This is a genomic window from Streptomyces kurssanovii, from assembly GCF_040677245.1.
Classification (GTDB): domain Bacteria; phylum Actinomycetota; class Actinomycetes; order Streptomycetales; family Streptomycetaceae; genus Streptomyces; species Streptomyces kurssanovii.
Window position 1 is genome coordinate 63,090 of sequence record NZ_JBFAQK010000011.1, and the last position, 17,991, is coordinate 81,080.

The window sequence follows — 17,991 nt, forward strand, 5'->3', positions numbered from 1 at the left end:
GGCCTGGACGGCCCGCGGACGGCCGGGGACGGCCCGGGCGGGCGCCCTCGAAAAGCACGGTATCGCGAACTGTTGACTGTCGTCACTGTCACGATACGCTCGTTTGGCGACGCCGACCCGACAGGGGGCGACCCATGGAGCTGACACCCTCGGCCCACCTCGACACCTTCGCGCGCGACCATCTGCCGCCCGCCGGCGAGTGGCCGGAACTCCTCTTCGAGCTGCCCGGGCTGCGGTACCCACAGCGGCTCAATTGCGGCGAGGAGCTGCTCGACCGTACGATCGAGCGCTTCGGCGCGGACCGCCCCGTCTTCCGTTCGGGCGCGGGAGAGGTCTGGTCGTACGGGCACCTGCGCGAGCAGGTGGACCGGATCGCGCACGTCCTCACCGCGGAGCTCGGGGTCGTCCCCGGCAACCGGGTGCTGCTGCGCGGGCCGACGACACCGCATCTCGCCGCGTGCTGGCTCGCCGTGATGAAGGCGGGTGCCGTGGCGGTGACCGTCCTGGCGCAGCACCGGGCCGGGGAACTGGCCACGGTGTGCGAGATCGCCTCGGTCGGCCACGCCCTGTGCGACGTGCGGACGGTCGACGACCTGGTCAAGGCGGAGGTGCCGGGGCTGCGGATCACCGCGTACGGCGGCGACGCGCCCGACGACCTGCTGCGCCTGGCCGCCGCGGCCGGGCCGGAGCCCTACGAGCCGGTGCCGACGGCGGCCGACGACGTCGCGCTGATCGCCTTCACGTCGGGCACCACCGGCCGTCCCAAAGGGTGCATGCACTTCCACCGGGACGTGCTGGCGATCGCCGACACGTTCTCCGCGCACGTACTGCGGCCGGAGCCCGACGACGTGTTCGCCGGCAGCCCGCCGCTCGGCTTCACCTTCGGGCTCGGCGGGCTCGTCGTCTTCCCCATGCGGGCCGGGGCGTCGGCGCTGCTGCTGGAACAGGCCGGCCCCGGGCAGCTGCTGCCGGCGATCGCGGAGCACCGGGTGTCGGTGCTGTTCACCGCGCCGACCGCGTACCGGGTGATGCTCGACCAGCTCGACTCCCACGACATCCGGTCGCTGCGCCGCTGCGTGTCGGCCGGGGAGAACCTGCCCGCCGCGACCTGGCAGGCATGGCTGGAGCGGACCGGGCTGCGGATCATCAACGGCATCGGGGCGACCGAGCTGCTGCACATCTTCATCTCCGCCGCGGACGGGTCGATCAGGCCGGGCACCACGGGGGTCCCGGTGCCCGGGTGGCAGGCGCGTGTGGTGGACGGCGAGGGCCTGCCGGTGCCGGACGGCGAGCCCGGGCTGCTGGCCGTACGCGGCCCGGTGGGCTGCCGCTATCTGTCCGACCCTCGGCAGACCCAGTACGTCCGGGGCGGCTGGAACCTCACCGGTGACACCTACGTCCGCGAGCCCGACGGCTGGTTCCGCTACGTCGCCCGCGCCGACGACATGATCATCTCGGCCGGGTACAACATCGCCGGTCCGGAGGTGGAGGACGCGCTGCTGCACCATCCCGACGTCGCGGAGGCAGCGGTCGTCGGACGGCCCGACGAGCTGAGGGGCCAGATCGCCGTGGCCTACGTCGTGCTGCGGGAGGGCGCCGCGAACGGTGAGGCGACGGCCGATGCCCTGCGGGACTTCGTCAAGGAGCGGCTGACGCCCTTCAAGTGCCCGCGGGAGATCGTCTTCCTCGACGCTCTGCCGCGTACACCGACCGGCAAGCTGCAGCGCTACCGGCTGCGAGCTCTAGAGTGATCGCGTGGCCGAGCAGCACACCCCCAGATCCCTGATCGTCACCCTGTACGGCGCGTACGGACGCGAACGGCCGGGTCCGCTCGCCGTGGCCGAGCTGATCCGGCTGCTGGGCGTCCTGGGCGTGGACGCCCCGTCCGTGCGTTCCTCCGTCTCCCGGCTCAAACGCCGCGGGCTGCTCGTACCGGAGCGCACCCCGGAGGGCGCGGCCGGTTACGCGCTGTCCGCGGACGCCCGGCAACTGCTCGACGACGGGGACCGGCGGATCTACGCGCCGTCCTCCGCCGATCTGTCCGACGGCTGGGTCATCGCCGTGTTCTCCGTGCCCGAGGCCGAGCGGCACAAGCGCCACCTGTTGCGCTCGCGGCTGGTCAGACTCGGCTTCGGGGCCGCCGCGCCCGGGGTGTGGATCGCCCCCGCCCGGCTCTGCGAGGAGACCCGGCACACGCTGCGGCGGCTGCGACTCGACACGTACGTCGACCTGTTCCGCGGTGAGCACCTCGGTTTCGCGGCGACGGCGGAGGCGGTCTCCCGCTGGTGGGACCTGGCGGCGATCGCCAAGCAGCACGAGGACTTCCTCGACCGGCACGAGCCCGTGCTGCGTTCCTGGGACGCCCGCGAGGAGACGCCCGCGCAGGACGCGTACCGGGACTATCTGCCGGCGCTGGACTCGTGGCGGCGGCTGCCCTACGCCGACCCCGGCCTGCCCGCCGAGCTGCTGCCCCAGGGCTGGCCCGGCGGGCGGTCCGCCGAGGTCTTCGGACGGCTGCACGCACGGCTCCGGGACGCGGGCGCGCCGTTCGTGACCGGTGAATCACGGCCGTGAGCGAGGAGCTCGAACCGGCCTGGACGGTGGCGGCGAACGTGGTGCTGTGGCGGCGGTACGGGGACTTCGGGCAGGAGTTGCGGCCCGGCACCAGGGCGTACCAGGGCGGTGCGAAGGTGTTCGTCGCGTCCGCCTACCCCGGCATGGGGCACGAGCAGCTGACCACCATAGGGCGCGGCCGGCACACCGGCCGCTGGATCACCATCGACACGGCCACACGCCATCTGCACGGCTTCCGGGCCAAGCCGGTGCCCACGCCGGCCGTCCTCAGCCGAGGGTGAGCCTCGGTTTGGGGGCGTCCGTGCGGCCCGTGGGCGGCTTACGGCTGCCCGCGCGGTACGGCAGCGGCCAGGGCGCCCCGTCGCCGGTGTAGTTCTGGTCGGCCGCCGCGTGGAGCGTCCAGTTCGGGTCGTAGAGGTGCGGCCTGGCCAGGGCGCAGAGGTCGGCGCGGCCGGCCAGCAGGATCGAGTTGACGTCGTCCCAGGAGGAGATCGCGCCGACGGCGATCACCGGGATGTGCGCCTCGTTGCGGATCCGGTCGGCGTACGGGGTCTGGTAGGAGCGGCCGTATTCGGGGCGTTCCTCGGCGACGACCTGGCCGGTGGAGACGTCGATGGCGTCGGCGCCGTGAGCGGCGAAGGCGCGGGCGACGGCGACGGCGTCCTCCGCGGTGGTCCCGCCGTCGGCCCAGTCGGTGGCCGAGATCCGGACCGTCATCGGCCGGTCCTGCGGCCACTGCTCCCGCACGGCGTCGAACACCTCTAGCGGGAAGCGGAGCCGGTTCTCGAGCGAACCTCCGTACGCGTCGAGACGCCGGTTGGTCAGCGGCGAGAGGAAACCGGAGAGCAGATAGCCGTGGGCGCAGTGGAGTTCGAGGAGGTCGAAGCCGCTGCGGGCGGCGCGCCGGGCGGCCGCGGCGAACTGCTGCCTGATCTCGGCGAGCCCCGTGCGGTCGAGGGCGCCCGGGACCTGGTTGACCCCCGGCCGGTACGGGAGCGGGGAGGCGGCGGACACCGGCCAGTTGCCGGTGTCGAGCGGCTGGTCGATGCCTTCCCACATGACCCGGGTGGAGCCCTTGCGGCCGGAGTGGCCGAGCTGGACGCCGATCGCGGTGCCGGGCGCGTGGTGGTGGACGAAGTCGGTGACGCGGCGCCAGGCGGCCGCCTGCTCGGCCGTGTAGAGCCCGGTGCAGCCGGGGGTGATCCGGCCCTCGGGGCTGACGCACACCATCTCGGTCATGACCAGGCCCGCCCCGCCGAGGGCGCGGGCGCCGAGGTGGACGAGGTGGAAGTCGCCGGGCATGCCGTCCTCGCCGACGTACATGTCCATCGGTGAGACGACGACACGGTTGCGCAGGGTCAGGCCGCGCAGCCGGAACGGGGTGAACATCGGCGGCGTGCCCGGCGGGCAGCCGAAGTCCCGCTCGACCGCGTCGGTGAAGGCGGGGTCACGCAGCCGCAGGTTGTCGTGGGTGACGCGGCGGCTGCGGGTGAGGAGGTTGAAGGCGAACTGGCGCGGCGGCTGGTCGGTGTGGACTGCCAGCTCCTCGAACCAGCGCAGGCTGGCGGCGGCCGCGCGCTGGGTGGACTCGACGACCGGACGGCGTTCGCTCTCGTAGGCGGCGAGGGCCGCCGGCAGGCCGGGCTGCTCCTCGACGCAGGCGGCGAGGGCGAGGGCGTCCTCGACGGCGAGCTTGGTGCCGGAGCCGATGGAGAAGTGGGCGGTGTGCGCGGCGTCGCCGAGGAGCACGATGTTGCCGTGCGACCAGCGGTCGTTGACGACGGTGCGGAAGGCGGTCCAGGCGGAGGAGTTGCCGCGCAGGGGCCGGCCGCCGAGGACCTCGGCGAAGACCTTGGCGCAGCGTTCCGTCGACTGCTGCTCGTCACAGGTGTCGAAGCCGGCGGCACGCCAGACCTCCTCGCGCATCTCGACGATGACGGTGGAGGCGTCGGCCGCGTAGGGGTAGCCGTGCAGTTGCATCACGCCGTGCTCGGTCTCTGCGATCTCGAACCGGAACGAGTCGAAGGCGAAGTCGGCGGCGAGCCAGATGTAGCGGCAGCGGTGGGTGGTGACACGGGGCGCGAAGACGTCGGCGTGCGCCTCGCGGGTGGCGCTGTGGACGCCGTCCGCGGCGATGACGAGGTCGTGGTCCGCGGCGAGTTCGGCGGCGGGCGGCGCCGGGGTACGGAAGCGCAGGCGTACGCCGAGGGACTCGCAGCGTTCGTGGAGGATCTCCAGGAGCCTGCGGCGGCCCAGGGCGGCGAAGCCGTGTCCGCCGGAGGTCAGGGTCTGTCCGCGGTGGCCGATGTCGATGTCGTCCCAGCGGACGAACTCGCGCTGGAGCAAGCGGTGGACGGTGGGGTCGGCGTGCTCGATCCCGCCCAGGGTCTCGTCGGACAGCACGACGCCGAAGCCGAACGTGTCGTCGGGCGCGTTGCGTTCCCAGACGGTGATCTCGCGTGCGGGGTCGAGCCGCTTGAGCAGCACGGCCGCGTACAGCCCGCCGGGCCCGCCGCCGATGACGGCGATCCGAAGCGGCCGCGCCTTCCGCACCGCCGGGGCCTCGGCGTCCGGGACCGCGGGCCGGGGCCGGTCCGAGCCTGCCGCTTGGGTCGTGGCCGCGGGCCCGGCAGGGGGTGGCGTCAGGGAGGACATGTCAGCGGCCCTGCCACTTGGGCGGCCGCTTCTCGGTGAAGGCCGCGTGGAACTCGGCGTAGTCGTCGCCGTTCATCAGCAGCGCCTGCGTCGCCGCGTCCAGCTCGACCGACGCCGCGAGCGGCATGTCGAGCTCGGCCGTCAGCAGCGCCTTCGTCTGGGCGTACGCCAGTGCCGGGCCGTCCGCGAGGTGGCGGGCGAGCTCGGCGGCCCGGGCGTCCGCCTGGCCTTCGTCGGCCAGTTCGCTGATCAGGCCGATGCGTTCAGCCTCCGCCGCGCGGACCGGCTCGCCCAGCATGAGCAGGCGGGTCGCATGGCCGAGGCCGACGACGCGGGGCAGCAGATAGGCCGCGCCCATGTCACCGCCGGAGAGCCCCACCTTGGTGAAGAGGAAGGCGAACCGCGCCGACGGGTCCGCGACCCGGAAGTCCGCGGCCAGCGCCAGCACCGCGCCCGCGCCCGCCGCCACGCCGTGCACCGCGGCGATCACGGGGAAGGGGCACTCGCGGACCGCCCGTACGACCTGGCCCGTCATCCGGTTGAAGTCGAGGAGCTGGGCGGTGTCCATGGACAGGGTCGCGCCGATGATCTCGTCGACGTCCCCGCCGGAGCAGAATCCGCGTCCTTCGCCGCCGAGCACGAGGGCGCGCACCGACCGCTCCCGTGACAGCTCGGCGAGCAGGTCGCGCAGGTCGGCGTAGGCGCCGAAGGTGAGGGCGTTGAGCTTCTCCGGGCGGGCGAGGGTGACGGTCGCGACACCGTCCTTCCTCGTCACCTGCAGATGACGCCACTCCTGCGTACGTGGCACGGAACCGGTAAAGGGGCTCATGGAGTGGGGCCTCCCTCGGCACGGGCGGTCTGCTGCGCTGCCTCTGACTTCGAAGCTATCACTCATTCGTGACTTCCGTCATGAGTGCGCGATACGAGTGTTGCGACTCCGCGAAAGTCCCGTACCGGTTGTGGCACAGGTGCCGGGCCGGCGGGGTACTCGCCCCTGTTCCGGCGTCCCGGACTTCGTAGGGTCGTGATCAGCAACTGCCACCGAACAGAAAGCCCGCCTTGTCCCCAGCCACCGACTCCGCCTCATGGCGTGTCCCGCTGCCGCACACCACGGCGGCCGTGCCCATCGCCCGCGCCCTGGTGCGTGCGGCGCTGGCGGGCGGCGACCACCCCGCGCCCCCCGACCGTGACACCGCCGAGCTGCTCACGGCCGAGCTGGTCGCGAACGCCGTGGAGCACACCCCCGGCGGTTCACCCATAGAGCTCGTGGTGGAGCTGCTGCCGACGGGCTGCCAGGTCGAGGTCCACGACCACGACCCGACGCCGCCCCACGGACTGTCGCCGTCCGCCCCGCTGCCGCAGCCCGATCCCTGGCAGGAGCACGGCCGCGGCCTGCTCCTGATCCGGGCGCTGAGCACCGCCTGCGGTCATCGGCCCACGGCACGCGGCAAGGCGGTCTGGTTCACCCTCCCGGGATCGGCCTGATCCAACGAAGGACCCTAGGACCCTAGGCGTCGACGAGCCGCTTCTGTTCGGTCCCGGCCTGGTGCGGGCCGGCCGCGAGACGGGAGTTCCGGCGGCCGTAGAGCGCGTAGAGGACGCCTCCGGCCAGCAGGAACACCGAGAACTGGAGCCAGGTGGCCCGGCCCGTCCCCCACATCAGATACAGGCAGCAGGCGACGCCGAGCACCGGCGTGACCGGGTGGAAGGGCACACGGAACCGCGTCTCGGTGTCCGGGTAACGGCGGCGCAGCGCGATGACGGCCACGTTGACGACGGCCATCACGGCGAGCGTGCCGATGGTCGTCAGGTTCATCACCACGTCGAGCGGTACGACCGCGGCGGGGACGGCGAAGGTCGCGGCGACGATCCAGGTGCCCGCGACCGGGGTGGACGTCTTCGGCGAGACCCGCTCGAAGACCCGCGGGACGAGACCGTCGCGGGACATGGACAGCAGGATCCGGGTCTGGCCGTACATCACGGCCAGGACGACCGAGGCGATGGCGACCAGCGCGCCGAAGGCGATCACGCCGCCACCCAGCGTGGAACCGGTGACGTCGTTCACGATCAGCGACAGGGCCGCCGGCCTGTCGGCGACGTCGTCGGCGGACATGGCGCCGATGGCGGCGAGAGCGACGGAGCAGTAGAGCAGCGTGACGACGCCGATGCAGATCATGATCGCGAGCGGGATGTTGCGCCGGGGGTTCTTGACCTCCTCGCCCGCCGTGGTGATCGCGTCGAAGCCGATGTACGAGAAGAAGGCGAGGGACGCGCCCGACGTGACGCCCGCCAGATGGTGCGGCGAGAACGGGGAGAGGTTGTCCGAGGTGTACGCGGTGAACGCGATCGCGCAGAAGAGCACCAGGATCGCGATCTTGACCACGGCCATGACGGCGGTGGCGCGGGCGCTCTCGCGCACGCCGCGCGCCAGGAGCAGCGCCGCGAGGACCATCACCACGACGGCGGGGACGTTGACGACGCCGCCGTCGCCCGGCGGAGCGGAGAGCGCCGCCGGCAGCGTGAGACCGGTGAGGCTGTGGAGCAGTTCCTCGAGGTACTGGCCCCAGCCGACGGCGACCGCGGACGCGGAGACGCCGTACTCGAGGAGCAGGCACCAGCCGACGAGGAACGCCGTGCGCTCGCCGAGGGTGGCGTAGGCGAACGAGTACGAGCTGCCGGACACCGGGATCGCGCTGCCCAGCTCCGCGAAGGAGAAGGCGGTGAAGACGCAGGTGATCGCGGCGAGCACGAAGGAGACGACGACCGCGGGCCCGGCCTCGGAGACGGAGTCGGACAGGCCGACGAAGATGCCGGTGCCGACGATGGCCCCGACACCGAAGCAGACGAGCTGGAAGAGCCCCATGGTCCGTCGGAGGCCGTGACCCTCGAGGTCGGCGCCCGAATCGGCGACAAGTTGGGCCGGGCTCTTGATACGCATGGGGACGTTCTCTTCTTCGGTGGTTCGGTCGTTCGGTCGTTCGGCGATTCGGTGGTCCGGTCGTACGGAGACGCACGAGTGGGGTCCGGGCGTGCGAGCCCGGACCCCACTGATGGCGGACATACTAGCCCGCTGTACGCATGATCACCCAATTCGGCGCATGGCTATACGGATGCCGTGCTCCCGCCGGCCGTGACACCCGTCAGCGTGGCCACCATCACGGCCTTGATGGTGTGCATACGGTTCTCCGCCTCGTCGAAGACGACGGAGTGCTCCGACTCGAAGACCTCGTCGCTGACCTCCAGCTCCGTCAGCCCGTGCCGCTCGTGGATCTCCCGGGCGACCTTGGTGCCCAGGTCGTGGAAGGCGGGCAGGCAGTGGAGGAACTTCACCCCCGGGTTGCCGGTGGCGCGCAGCACGTCCATGGTCACGGCGTAGGGAGCCAGCGCCTTGATCCGCTCGTCCCAGACCTCCGCGGGCTCCCCCATCGACACCCAGACGTCGGTGGCGACGAAGTCGGCGCCCCGCACGCCCTCCGCGACGTCCTCGGTGAGCGTGATCCTCGCGCCGCTCACGGCAGCGGCCCGGTGCGCCTGAGCGACGACCTCCTCGGCGGGCCAGTACGCCTTGGGCGCGACGATCCGGACGTCCATGCCCAGAAGAGCACCGGTTACCAGGTACGAGTTGCCCATGTTGAAGCGGGCGTCGCCGAGGTAGGCGAAGGAGAGCGCCTCCAGCGGCTTGTCGCTGTGCTCCTTCATGGTGAGGACGTCGGCCAGCATCTGGGTGGGGTGCCAGTCGTCGGTGAGGCCGTTGTAGACGGGCACGCCCGCGTGGGCCGCGAGCTCCTCCACGATGTCCTGGCCGTCACCGCGGAACTCGATGGCGTCGAACATCCGGCCGAGCACCCGGGCGGTGTCCTTGGCGGACTCCTTGCTGCCGATATGGGAGCCCGACGGGTCGAGGTAGGTCGTCGAAGCGCCCTGGTCGGCGGCCGCCACCTCGAAGGAGCAGCGGGTGCGGGTCGACGACTTCTCGAAGATCAGCACGATGTTGCGGCCGCGCAGCCGCTGCACCTCGGTGCCCGCGCGCTTGGCCGCCTTGAGCTCTGCGGCCAGGTCGACGAGACCGCGGAACTCCTCGGCGGTGAAATCGAGCTCCTTGAGGAAGTGGCGGCCTTCGAGATGTATCGCCATGATGGCTGCTCCTGCGTGGCGGATGCGGTGACAATGGAACTCTATACGATCCTCTGCATTGCTATACAGCATCCCGCTCGACGGGACAGCTCATGCACCGCGGACCGCCACGGCCCCTGCCCAGTTCGCTGCCGGGGATCTCGATGACCTCGATGCCCTGCTTGCGCAGATGGGTGTTGGTGGTGACATTGCGTTCGTAGGCCACGACGACGCCCGGCTCCACGGCAAGCACGTTGCAGCCGTCGTCCCACTGCTCACGCTCGGCCGCGTGCACGTCCTGCGTCGCCGTCAGCACCCGGACCTCCTTCAGTCCGATCGCGGCCGCTATCGCGTCGTGCATCCGCTCCGGCGGATGGTCACTGACCTTGAGGCCCCCGCCCTCGGCCGGTTCGATGGTGTACGAGCGGAGCATGCCGAGACCCGCGTACTTGGTGAAGGTGTCGCCGTCCACCATCGTCATGACCGTGTCCAGATGCATGAACGCCCGCCGCTTGGGCATGTCGAGGGCCACGATCGTGCGCGCCGAACCGGCCGCGAACAGTCCGCGCGCCAGCATCTCCACGGCCTGCGGCGTCGTGCGCTCGCTCATCCCGATCAGCACCGCGCCGTTGCCGAGCACCAGCACGTCGCCGCCCTCGATGGTGGACGGGTAGTCGTCCTGCCCCTCCGACCAGTGATGGAACGGGCCCGCCTCCGGGCCCACGAAGAGCGGATGGTGCTTGTAGATCGCCTCGAAGTGCACCGTCTCGCGCTGGCGGGCCGGCCAGCGCATCGCGTTGATGGCGACGCCGTCGTAGATCCATGCCGAGGTGTCACGGGTGAAAAGGTGGTTCGGCAGCGGGTGGAGCAGGAAGTCGTCCAGATCCATCACATGGAAACGCACGGACGTCGGTTCCGAATGGCCCGCCAGGAACTCCCGTTTGGTCATCCCGCCGACCAAGGCCTCCACCAGGGCGGCGGTGGGCAGTTCGTCGAAGGCGGCCCGCAGGTGGTCGGTGGCGAGCGGGCCGTACTCCTTCTCGTCGAAGACCCGGTCCAGCACGAGTTTCCTGGCCTCGGAGAGCTCCAGCGACTCGCGCAGCAGATCACCGAAGAGATGGACCTCCACCCCCCGGTCGCGCAGCACGTCCGCGAACCCGTCGTGCTCCTGCCGGGCGCGGCGCACCCAGAGCACGTCGTCGAAGAGCAGTGCGTCCTTGTTGCTCGGTGTGAGCCGCTTCAGCTCCAGATCGGGCCGGTGCAGTACGACCCGGCGGAGCCGCCCGGCCTCGGAGTCGACATGGAATCCCATGCCCCCATCCTGGCCGTGCGGGCCGCCGGACACACGCCGTACGCGGATCTTCGGCCGCTCTTCCGTCGCGCTTCTGCCGCGCGTCGGCCGCCCGTCGGCCGCCCGGCCGCGGTTCTGCCGCCGCGGCGGGCTTTCAGGACGTCACGGCGAGGACCACGATGAGGACCACCAGCACCGCACCGAAGCCGCCGAGGGCGAGGACGAACCCCCGCCCGTTCCCGGCGGTCGTGGCGGACGAGCGGCGCCCGCCGTGGTCGCTCCCGGACCGCCCCCCTTCGCCGGACGGGTAGACGGTCCGGGTCTGCGGCTGGGCCGCGGCGGCGCCCGGAGGCTCCGGGTCGTGGTGGGGTTGCCGGGCTGGATGGGGCACACGACGGTCCGGGCCCGATGCACGATGGGGCGGCTCGGGGCGGCGGTCCGGCTCGGGGCGGCGGTCCGGCTCGGGTGCGCGGCGGGGCGGCTCGCCCGGCCACGCGGGGCGCTCCCGGTACTCCGGCGGACCGGGCGGCCGCTCCGGGGTGAGGGGCCGCTGCTCGAGGCGCTCCGCCGCCCGGCCGGGGGGCTCCGGAGGCTCGTGCGTGACGTGAGCGGGCGGCGGCCCCGGATGCGTCATCGACCGGCGCACCAGCGCCTGCCACACCGGCAGCGTGATCCCCGGGTCGGTGCGGCCGGTGAGGATCTGCTCGGCCGCGCCGCGCCCGATCGGGTCGGTCCCGCCGCACAGTTCGGGCAGCAGCCTCTCCAGGCGGTTCCCCACATCCGGTTCGGCGGCGAACGGCCGCACGGCCCATCGGTACAGCGATGCCGCGTTCGCGGCGCGGACGGCGTCGTCCGGGCCGCCCCGGGCGGCGGAGGCACCGGGAGAGAGATAGAGCCGCCGGCCGAGGACCGCGTCGCACATGCGCTTGCGCTCCCCCGCGGTCCAGTCGGGCCAGCCCTCCGCGATCCGGCGCACGACCAGCGTCAGCACGTCGTACGAGGGGTCGCCCTCCAGCACCGTCAGCAGGTCGCCGTTGCCCGACTCCCTGATGGTGTCGGCGAGTTCCCGCTCGTCACGGCAGCCGACCAGCCGCGCGGGCAGTGAGCCGGTCTCCCTGGGGGCGGAGCGGCGGCCGAGCACCGGCCGCCGGCGCCGCTCCCCGTCCGGCTCCGGCCAGGTCGGGCGGACGAAGGGAAGCCGCCCCGGTGGCCCGGCAGGCGGTGCCACCGGCGGCCGCGTGTCATGAACGGGCGGCGTGGCGAACGGCGTTGCGGACAGTGGCCGGTCGGGTTCGTCCAACGGCGCGGGGCCGCCGGGGCCGCCCGCACGGCGGGACCCGTCCGGAACGGACCGCTCGGAGGCGGGCGCCGGCACGACCGGCTCCCTTGTGCGGTACGGAGCGGGCGTCGACGGTTCCGCGCCGTACTCAACGGACCGGGACGGCTCCGTACGGTACGGCCCGGCCCCCGGTGCCTCACCCGTGCGGTACGGCGCAGGCGTGGACGGCTCGTCCGCGTAGTACGCGTCCGCCGTGGACGGCTCCGGACGGTACGGGCGGGGCCCGGACCGTGCGTTGCCGGTGCGGCGCACGAGCGCGGCCAGGGCGTCCTCCGAGGCGGCCAACAGCGCGCGGCTGCTCACGGCCGCGCCACGGGGCAGCGCCGTCGACAGCGCGTCGGCGAGCTCGAACTCGTGCGCGTCGCCTCGTTCGACCGCGTACAGGTAGGCGCGTACCAGGCGCTCCGCCACGTCCCGCGGCCGGCCGTCCGGTGCCTGGAGGGGGTCCGTGCGGACCCTCGGCCCGTCCTGGTCGGGCGAACTGGACCAGCGGCTCACGAACATGAACCTGATCCGACGGCTCTCCGCGGTGTCGTGCGTGGCGAACGTCCACGGCTGCGGCAGGGCCTTGCCGAAGATCCCGTACAGGGCCCACAGCAGCAGGCACGGTCCGTCGTCGCCCGCGCGGTCCAGCACGGTGTGCAGCGCGGCCGGGTCGCGCAGCACCTCCGCCGCGACCGCCGTCAGTTCGGCCTCCGTCCGGCGGAGCCCGCCGGCCAGCCGCTTCCCGCCCTCGAGGGCCGACCGTTCGAGGGCGCCGAGCGGCACCGGGTCCAGCGCGCCGCGGACCTCGCCGAGCTCGATGCCACTGCCCTCCCAGTCCCAGGTGCGCAGCCCGAGGCAGGTCTCGGGGCCGAGGCTCCGCTCTGCCCCGTACAGGGCGTGGCACAAGGTGTCCTGGCGGCCTCCGAGGCCGCGCCCGGACGTCCGGTGCACCAGCAGCGCCGTCGCCGAGTCCTCGCTCACCAGGCGCACGAGCGCGGGGGACGTGTCGGGGCCCGCCGACCTGAGCAGGTGGGTGACGGGCCGGAACAGTCGTACGACCTCGCTGCGTTCGCCGGACCAGGCGACCGGGCCGAAGCCCGTGTTGCCCATCGGGTTTGCGGCGTCCCAGCGGAAGACGATCTGGTCCACGGTCCCGGTGTGACGTGACGTCATACCCCTGTCTCCCTCAACTCGGCTCCGGGCAGGAGCCCGCACATCGCGAACACGGACAGCAGCGGGGCGAGGACCCGGCGCGGCCGCACGCCGTGCGGGAACGTCTCGCCCCTCTCCTGGCCGCCGGTCGCCGCCACGAAGTGCAGCGTGCAGCGGGCGCAGTCGTCGAACGGCTTCAGCCAGGCCTGGCTGCCGTGGTGCCGGACGAAGGCGTGGACGTCGCGGCTCTCCGCGCGGAGGGTGCGCTCGTCCAGGACCGCCGGCAGACCGCGGGCCAGCCAGCGGTCCACCGAGGGGTCGAAGCGGACCAGGTCGCTCTTGTTCAGTGCCACGGCGGCGGGGGCGGTGATGTACGGGCCGGTGCGCGGGATCCGGCCGAGCACGGTGGCGAACGCCTCGTCGCCGAGGTCGCGCTGGACCAGTCCGGTGCGCTCACGCACCGGGTCGAGCTGGGGCAGGCGCAGCGCCCGCAGCGGGTCGAGCACGAAGATGAACGCGCCCACGCCCATGAGGAACCGGGTCACGTCGCTGTTCTGCGCCAGGTCCTCGCCTGCCAGGTCGAAGAAGACGACGGGCCGGGTCACCCCGTGCCCGGTGACGAGCAGACCGTCCGCGAACTCGGCGAAACGCACCTGCCCCGTACGCCGCAGCACCTCCCCGCGGTGCAGCGGGTGGACCGTCTCGGCGAGGTACTCGCGGTGCTCCTCCGGGTTGAGCGGAAGGCACTTGAGCCCGTACGGCTCGAGACCGCCCTGTTCGATCTCGCCGAGCATGGCGGCCAGCAGGTGGGTCTTGCCGGCTGCGGAGCTGCCGACCATGGCGACGGTGAGCGGTTCACCGCTGGTGAGGTAGGGGACGGGCAGCCGGTGCGGCTGGTTCTCGTCCGCGTGCGGGCACATCTGGAAGGCCTGGCGCAGGGCGTCCTGACGGTGCATCGGACGGTACTCCGCGCTCAGGTCCAGTTTCCTGGGCTCCTTCTTGCTGTCGAGTGTGAAGAGCTGCGTCTCGTCGTAGTGCACCGGCAGCAGACAGTGCGGGCACAACGGGGGCCTGGAGGGCAGGGGCACGTCCACCGGGCCGTTCTGCCGGGGTTCGGGAGCCGGCCTGGGAGCGGGCGGACGGCCGCCGCCCAGCAGCCGCCGCAGCGAGCGGCGGGGCGGGGGGTCGACCAGTTCCACGTACACCTGCTCCTGCTCCGCCGGGGCGGCGAGCCCGAGCCGGTCGCGCTTCTCCGCGAGCCTGGCGTCGAACTCCGCGCGGGCGCGTCCGAGCGGGTCCGGGGCGGAGGAGACCACGGCCGGCGGATCGCCGACGTTCAGCAGGCGCATCAGCTCGGCCGGCGCCGCCCGCATCTCCGCCAGGGGAGCGAACGCACCACCTTCGGTGAGCGCGGCGAGCCTGCGGAAGTCGGCCAGGTCCTCGGGAGGCGCGGTCGCGTCCCCGGGACGGCCGGACAGCAGGAAGTACATGAGCCGGGCCACCGACCACAGGTCGTCGCGGGGATCGGCGGTGCCCACGCCGTCCCGCTGCTCCGGCGCGGCCCACGGCGCAGCACCGAACGCCTCGCGGGGCTCGTCGACCCGCTGGGTGCGGTACAGCTCGCCCAGCCGCACATGGGTGCCGTCCCAGCGGACCGTGTAGGGGTTGATGTCCCGGTGCACCAACTGGACGTCCTCCAGCAGGCGCACCGCGAGCGCGAGCTGGCTGAGCACCTTGTGCTGTTCCGCCACGGTCAGCGCGCCCTGCCGGGCGGCGACGGGCCGCCCCGCGTGCGCCTTGTAGAGGACGAAGGGCTCCGGAGCGTCGAGATGGAACCCGACGAGACGGGTGAACAGCTCGCTGTAGGGCTCGGCCCCGTGCTGCCGCTCCACCGCGACCGCCGCGCTGACCTCCCGCTCGAGCGCGCCGTAGGCGTCGGCGCCGCCCTGCGCGGAGCGCGGCAGCCGGTACTGGATCACCCGCCAGCCCTTGCTGAGGGTCACCTGCCTGGCCAGCAGCGGCGCCCGCTCGGGCTTTCGGACGTCGTCGGAGAATCGGGCGGAGAAACGGACGGGGTCCTGGCGGTGGGTGTAGAACTCGAGCTCCTCCACGTCCCCCGCCGGTGTCCCCGTGCTGTGCGGCACGGTCATCGCGTTCCGCCCTCCTCTCCCCTGACCGACCTGACCGTGTCCGGGCGCATCGGCACCAGCGTGAGCACCCCGGCGTGCCTGCCGCCCGCCGTCCACACGACGTCTTCCGCCGTGGCCGGCCACGCGTCCTGGCCGGTCTCCGGCTCCGCGCCGCGCCTCAGGGCCTCCGGCGCGAAGCGGAACCGCCGCGCCGCGTGCGGGTCCTTGGAGAGCAGCCGCCGGTGCTCGGCCCCGCACAGCGGGACGACGTGCTCCGTGCCGCCGTCGGCCAGGAGACGGCGCACCCGGTCGGAGGAGACACCGAGCAGGCCGGCGATGCCGGGCCGGTTCCCCGGGTCCGGGGCGTACGGGGGCGGCGCGGCGGCCGCGTCCCTGATCAGCCGCCGGTGCTCCTCGTCGAGGAGTTCGTTCATCAGGGGGCGCAGCGGCACCCTGGTGGCGGTCGCCGGTTCACGCTCCACGGCGGCCCAGCGGGAGGCGAGGATCAGCGCGGCGCCGTGGGTCAGGTCACCGACCAGCGTGTCGACCAGTTCCGGACCGCCGTCGCCGGTCTCCCGCTCGAGCCAGGGCGGGCCGTCGCCGTCGGAGCGGGACGGCCACAGGCTGCGCAGGGCATGCGGCTGTTCCTCCGCGGCGTGGGGTCGTGTCCCGTCGGTGTGCGCCCGCGTCCCCTCGGTGTGCGGCACGGAGCGGCCGCCGGCGGCCGGGTCCGGGGCGGCACCCGTGGCGTGGCCATCGTCGAAGCCCGGGCGGAAGCCGGAGCCGAAGCCGGGCGCGGCGTCGCCGCCGTAGCCTGAGCGGAATTCCGGGCCGAAGCCCGGGCCGAGGTCGGAACCGAGGTCCGGGCCGGGGCTCTGCCCTGTATCCGGGCCGAAGTCCCCCGCTGCGTACGGGTCGTGAGCGGCCCCGCCGTCCGGGAAGGCCGTGTGCGAGGCGGCGTCCGGGACGGCCGGTTCCGGCCAGTCGTCGTCGGCCCCGTCGCCCCAGCTGTCCCAGTCGAAGCCGCCCGCCTGCCCGGCCGACGGACCGCCCGGTTCGTCCGCCGGCAGCCCCCGGTCCACGGACGGACCGGCGTCGAGCCTTTCCTCCACCGTGTCGGCGAGTGATCCCACCAGCACGGCGACGGCACGTGCCGCGTCGGAGCAGTGGTAGCGGGCGTCGGCGAGCAGCCAGTCGTGCACGACGGTGTCGGCCAGCAGTTCGTCGACCCCTTCCACCGCTCCCGCGGCGAAGGCCCAGTCCGTCTGCCCCCACCAGTCGTCGACCGCCGCCGTCCAGTCGCGTACCGCCAGCAGCACCAGCGCGGTCAGCGCGAGCGCCAGGGCCGCCGCGCCCGCCCAGGCCGGCAGGGACAGCGCCGTGCCGGCGAACGCGCCGGCCGCCCCGCCGGCGGCGCCCGCGGCGAGGCGGGCGAGGGCGCGGGTGTCGCCGCCCCCGTCCAGCCGGCCGTCGCGGGAACGACTGGGCCGGCGCCGCAGCATCAGTACGGCGAGACCCGCGCCCGCCGCCGCGCAGAGCGGGCCGCTGAACCACCCGATTCCCGGCCACAGTCCGGCGACGCAGCAGATCAGCAGGGCCAGGCCCACGTCGGCCGCCCAATGGCGGCGCATCAGGAACGGCGGCGGCAGCGGGAGTTCCGCGACCCGCTCCGGCGGACAGGTCTCGTCGAGCCGGCGCAGTCTCGCCGTGCTTCCCGCCGGAGCCGACCGGCCGGAGAGCGCGTTGAGCGTCGCCGCGACGGACCGCAGGGGCAGCCGCTGCCCGAGGAGGCGCTCCGTGTGGTCGCGCAACGCCGGTCCCACGCTCGCGCGGGTCACCTCCGGCACCTCCGTCAGTTCGATGCCGCGCTCGAGCAGCCGCGCGCGCTGTTCCGGGCGGACACGGTCGCCGCCACCGTCGCCGAGCGCGCCCGCGACCTCCGCTCTGTACGCGGCCAGCGCGCCGGCGAGGCCCTCGAACCGTGCGGGGAGGTCGGCCTCCTTGCCGGCCCCGCCGAACAGACCGGCCGCGCCCCGGATCGCCTCGTAGGCGTCCCTGGTGTCGTGCAGGGCGTCCACGCACTCCTCGTGCCGGATGTCGGTCCGGCCGCCGGGCGTCAGCCACGGCCGGTCGGCGAGGCTGCGCGGGACCGACCGGCCGAGGAGGAGCGACAGTTCGGGTGTGAGACCGTCCCGCCGGGTCCCGCCGGACGCGGTGCCGCCCTCCGGAGGGGCGACGGATACGGGCAGGTCCTGGCCGGTGAGGTGCTCCAGCGCCTGCCGCCACGCCCGTGACCGCGCCTCTTCCGTCAGGTCGTGCTCCAGTACGTGCACGGCGGGCACGGCGACGCCGTGCGGCACGTCCGCCAGTTGTCCGAGGACGCTGTCGAACACGGCCGGTTCCACGAGGAGTTCCAGCAGCGGCCGCAGCGACGCGTCGAACCTGTCGGTCCCCGGGGCGGCGCCCACGAGCGTGTCGGGCAGCCACAGCACACCGGCCTCCGGCGGGCCGAGCGGCAGCGGCCGATGGAGCTGCCGCTGCCCTGGGGCGCCGGTCGCGAGGCAGAGCAGCCGTGCCGGTCCGTAGGAGTAGAGCTGCTCGTAGCGGAGCTGGTGGTCCACGAGGTCCGCCGCGTCGTCGATGACGAGGAACCGCCGCGTGCGGTCGTGCTCCGTCTCCTTCAGTGCCGCGGTCACCGGTTCCCCGTGCCGCAGGTCCACGACGACGGCATGGGCCGGGCGGTTCTGTTCCAT

At 73.3% G+C, this 17,991-nt stretch carries 11 protein-coding genes and 1 pseudogene; 4 read left to right on the forward strand and 8 right to left on the reverse strand.

Annotated elements, in window-relative coordinates; genetic code table 11:
• Positions 1–134 precede the first annotated feature (134 nt).
• The 3 genes and pseudogenes from AB0K36_RS11325 to AB0K36_RS11335 all read left to right on the forward strand — a co-directional run.
• The gene (locus tag AB0K36_RS11325) at positions 135–1,751 is read left to right on the forward strand and encodes an AMP-binding protein (RefSeq protein ID WP_364591555.1); all 1,617 of its coding nucleotides are present in this window, start codon (positions 135–137) and stop codon (positions 1,749–1,751) included.
• 4 nt (positions 1,752–1,755) lie between these two features.
• The gene (locus AB0K36_RS11330; RefSeq protein WP_364591561.1) at positions 1,756–2,574 is read left to right on the forward strand and encodes a PaaX family transcriptional regulator; all 819 of its coding nucleotides are present in this window, start codon (positions 1,756–1,758) and stop codon (positions 2,572–2,574) included.
• Positions 2,571–2,849, forward strand: a pseudogene (locus tag AB0K36_RS11335) (hypothetical protein); the annotation flags it as partial. The gene AB0K36_RS11330 and the pseudogene AB0K36_RS11335, both read left to right, overlap by 4 nt.
• Here the strand turns inward: AB0K36_RS11335 and AB0K36_RS11340 are convergent.
• Entirely contained in the window at positions 2,842–5,229 is a 2,388-nt protein-coding gene (locus AB0K36_RS11340; RefSeq protein WP_435877836.1) for a bifunctional salicylyl-CoA 5-hydroxylase/oxidoreductase, read from the reverse strand. The pseudogene AB0K36_RS11335 and the gene AB0K36_RS11340 overlap by 8 nt on opposite strands.
• Before the next feature lies 1 nt (position 5,230).
• Positions 5,231–6,058: an enoyl-CoA hydratase family protein gene (locus tag AB0K36_RS11345; protein WP_364591567.1), complete on the reverse strand. Its 828-nt coding sequence runs from the start codon at positions 6,056–6,058 to the stop codon at positions 5,231–5,233.
• 206 nt (positions 6,059–6,264) lie between these two features.
• Here AB0K36_RS11345 and AB0K36_RS11350 point away from each other — a divergent pair, with 206 nt between their 5' ends.
• Complete coding sequence (locus AB0K36_RS11350) at positions 6,265–6,714, forward strand: ATP-binding protein (RefSeq protein WP_435877844.1); 450 nt, start codon at positions 6,265–6,267, stop codon at positions 6,712–6,714.
• Positions 6,715–6,736: 22 nt separating this feature from the next.
• Here AB0K36_RS11350 and AB0K36_RS11355 read toward each other — a convergent pair whose 3' ends face one another.
• The 6 genes from AB0K36_RS11355 to AB0K36_RS11380 all read right to left on the reverse strand — a co-directional run bounded on the left by AB0K36_RS11355 (position 6,737) and on the right by AB0K36_RS11380 (position 17,991).
• The gene (locus tag AB0K36_RS11355; RefSeq protein ID WP_364591572.1) at positions 6,737–8,167 is read right to left on the reverse strand and encodes an amino acid permease; all 1,431 of its coding nucleotides are present in this window, start codon (positions 8,165–8,167) and stop codon (positions 6,737–6,739) included.
• A 164-nt stretch (positions 8,168–8,331) separates the two neighbouring features.
• Positions 8,332–9,363, reverse strand: coding sequence for an ornithine carbamoyltransferase (gene argF / locus AB0K36_RS11360; RefSeq protein ID WP_364591575.1), 1,032 nt, complete (start codon positions 9,361–9,363; stop codon positions 8,332–8,334).
• A gap of 61 nt (positions 9,364–9,424) precedes the next feature.
• The gene (locus AB0K36_RS11365) at positions 9,425–10,654 is read right to left on the reverse strand and encodes an arginine deiminase (RefSeq protein WP_364591578.1); all 1,230 of its coding nucleotides are present in this window, start codon (positions 10,652–10,654) and stop codon (positions 9,425–9,427) included.
• A gap of 133 nt (positions 10,655–10,787) precedes the next feature.
• On the reverse strand, positions 10,788–13,130 hold the full coding sequence (locus AB0K36_RS11370) for a hypothetical protein (RefSeq protein WP_364591581.1): 2,343 nt from the start codon (positions 13,128–13,130) through the stop codon (positions 10,788–10,790).
• Positions 13,127–15,259 (reverse strand): hypothetical protein, encoded by a 2,133-nt coding sequence (locus tag AB0K36_RS11375; RefSeq protein ID WP_364591584.1) that lies wholly within the window; start codon positions 15,257–15,259, stop codon positions 13,127–13,129. Before AB0K36_RS11375 ends, AB0K36_RS11370 begins: the two co-directional genes overlap by 4 nt.
• Complete coding sequence (locus AB0K36_RS11380; RefSeq protein ID WP_364591587.1) at positions 15,256–17,991, reverse strand: hypothetical protein; 2,736 nt, start codon at positions 17,989–17,991, stop codon at positions 15,256–15,258. The genes AB0K36_RS11375 and AB0K36_RS11380 overlap by 4 nt, the downstream gene beginning before the upstream one ends.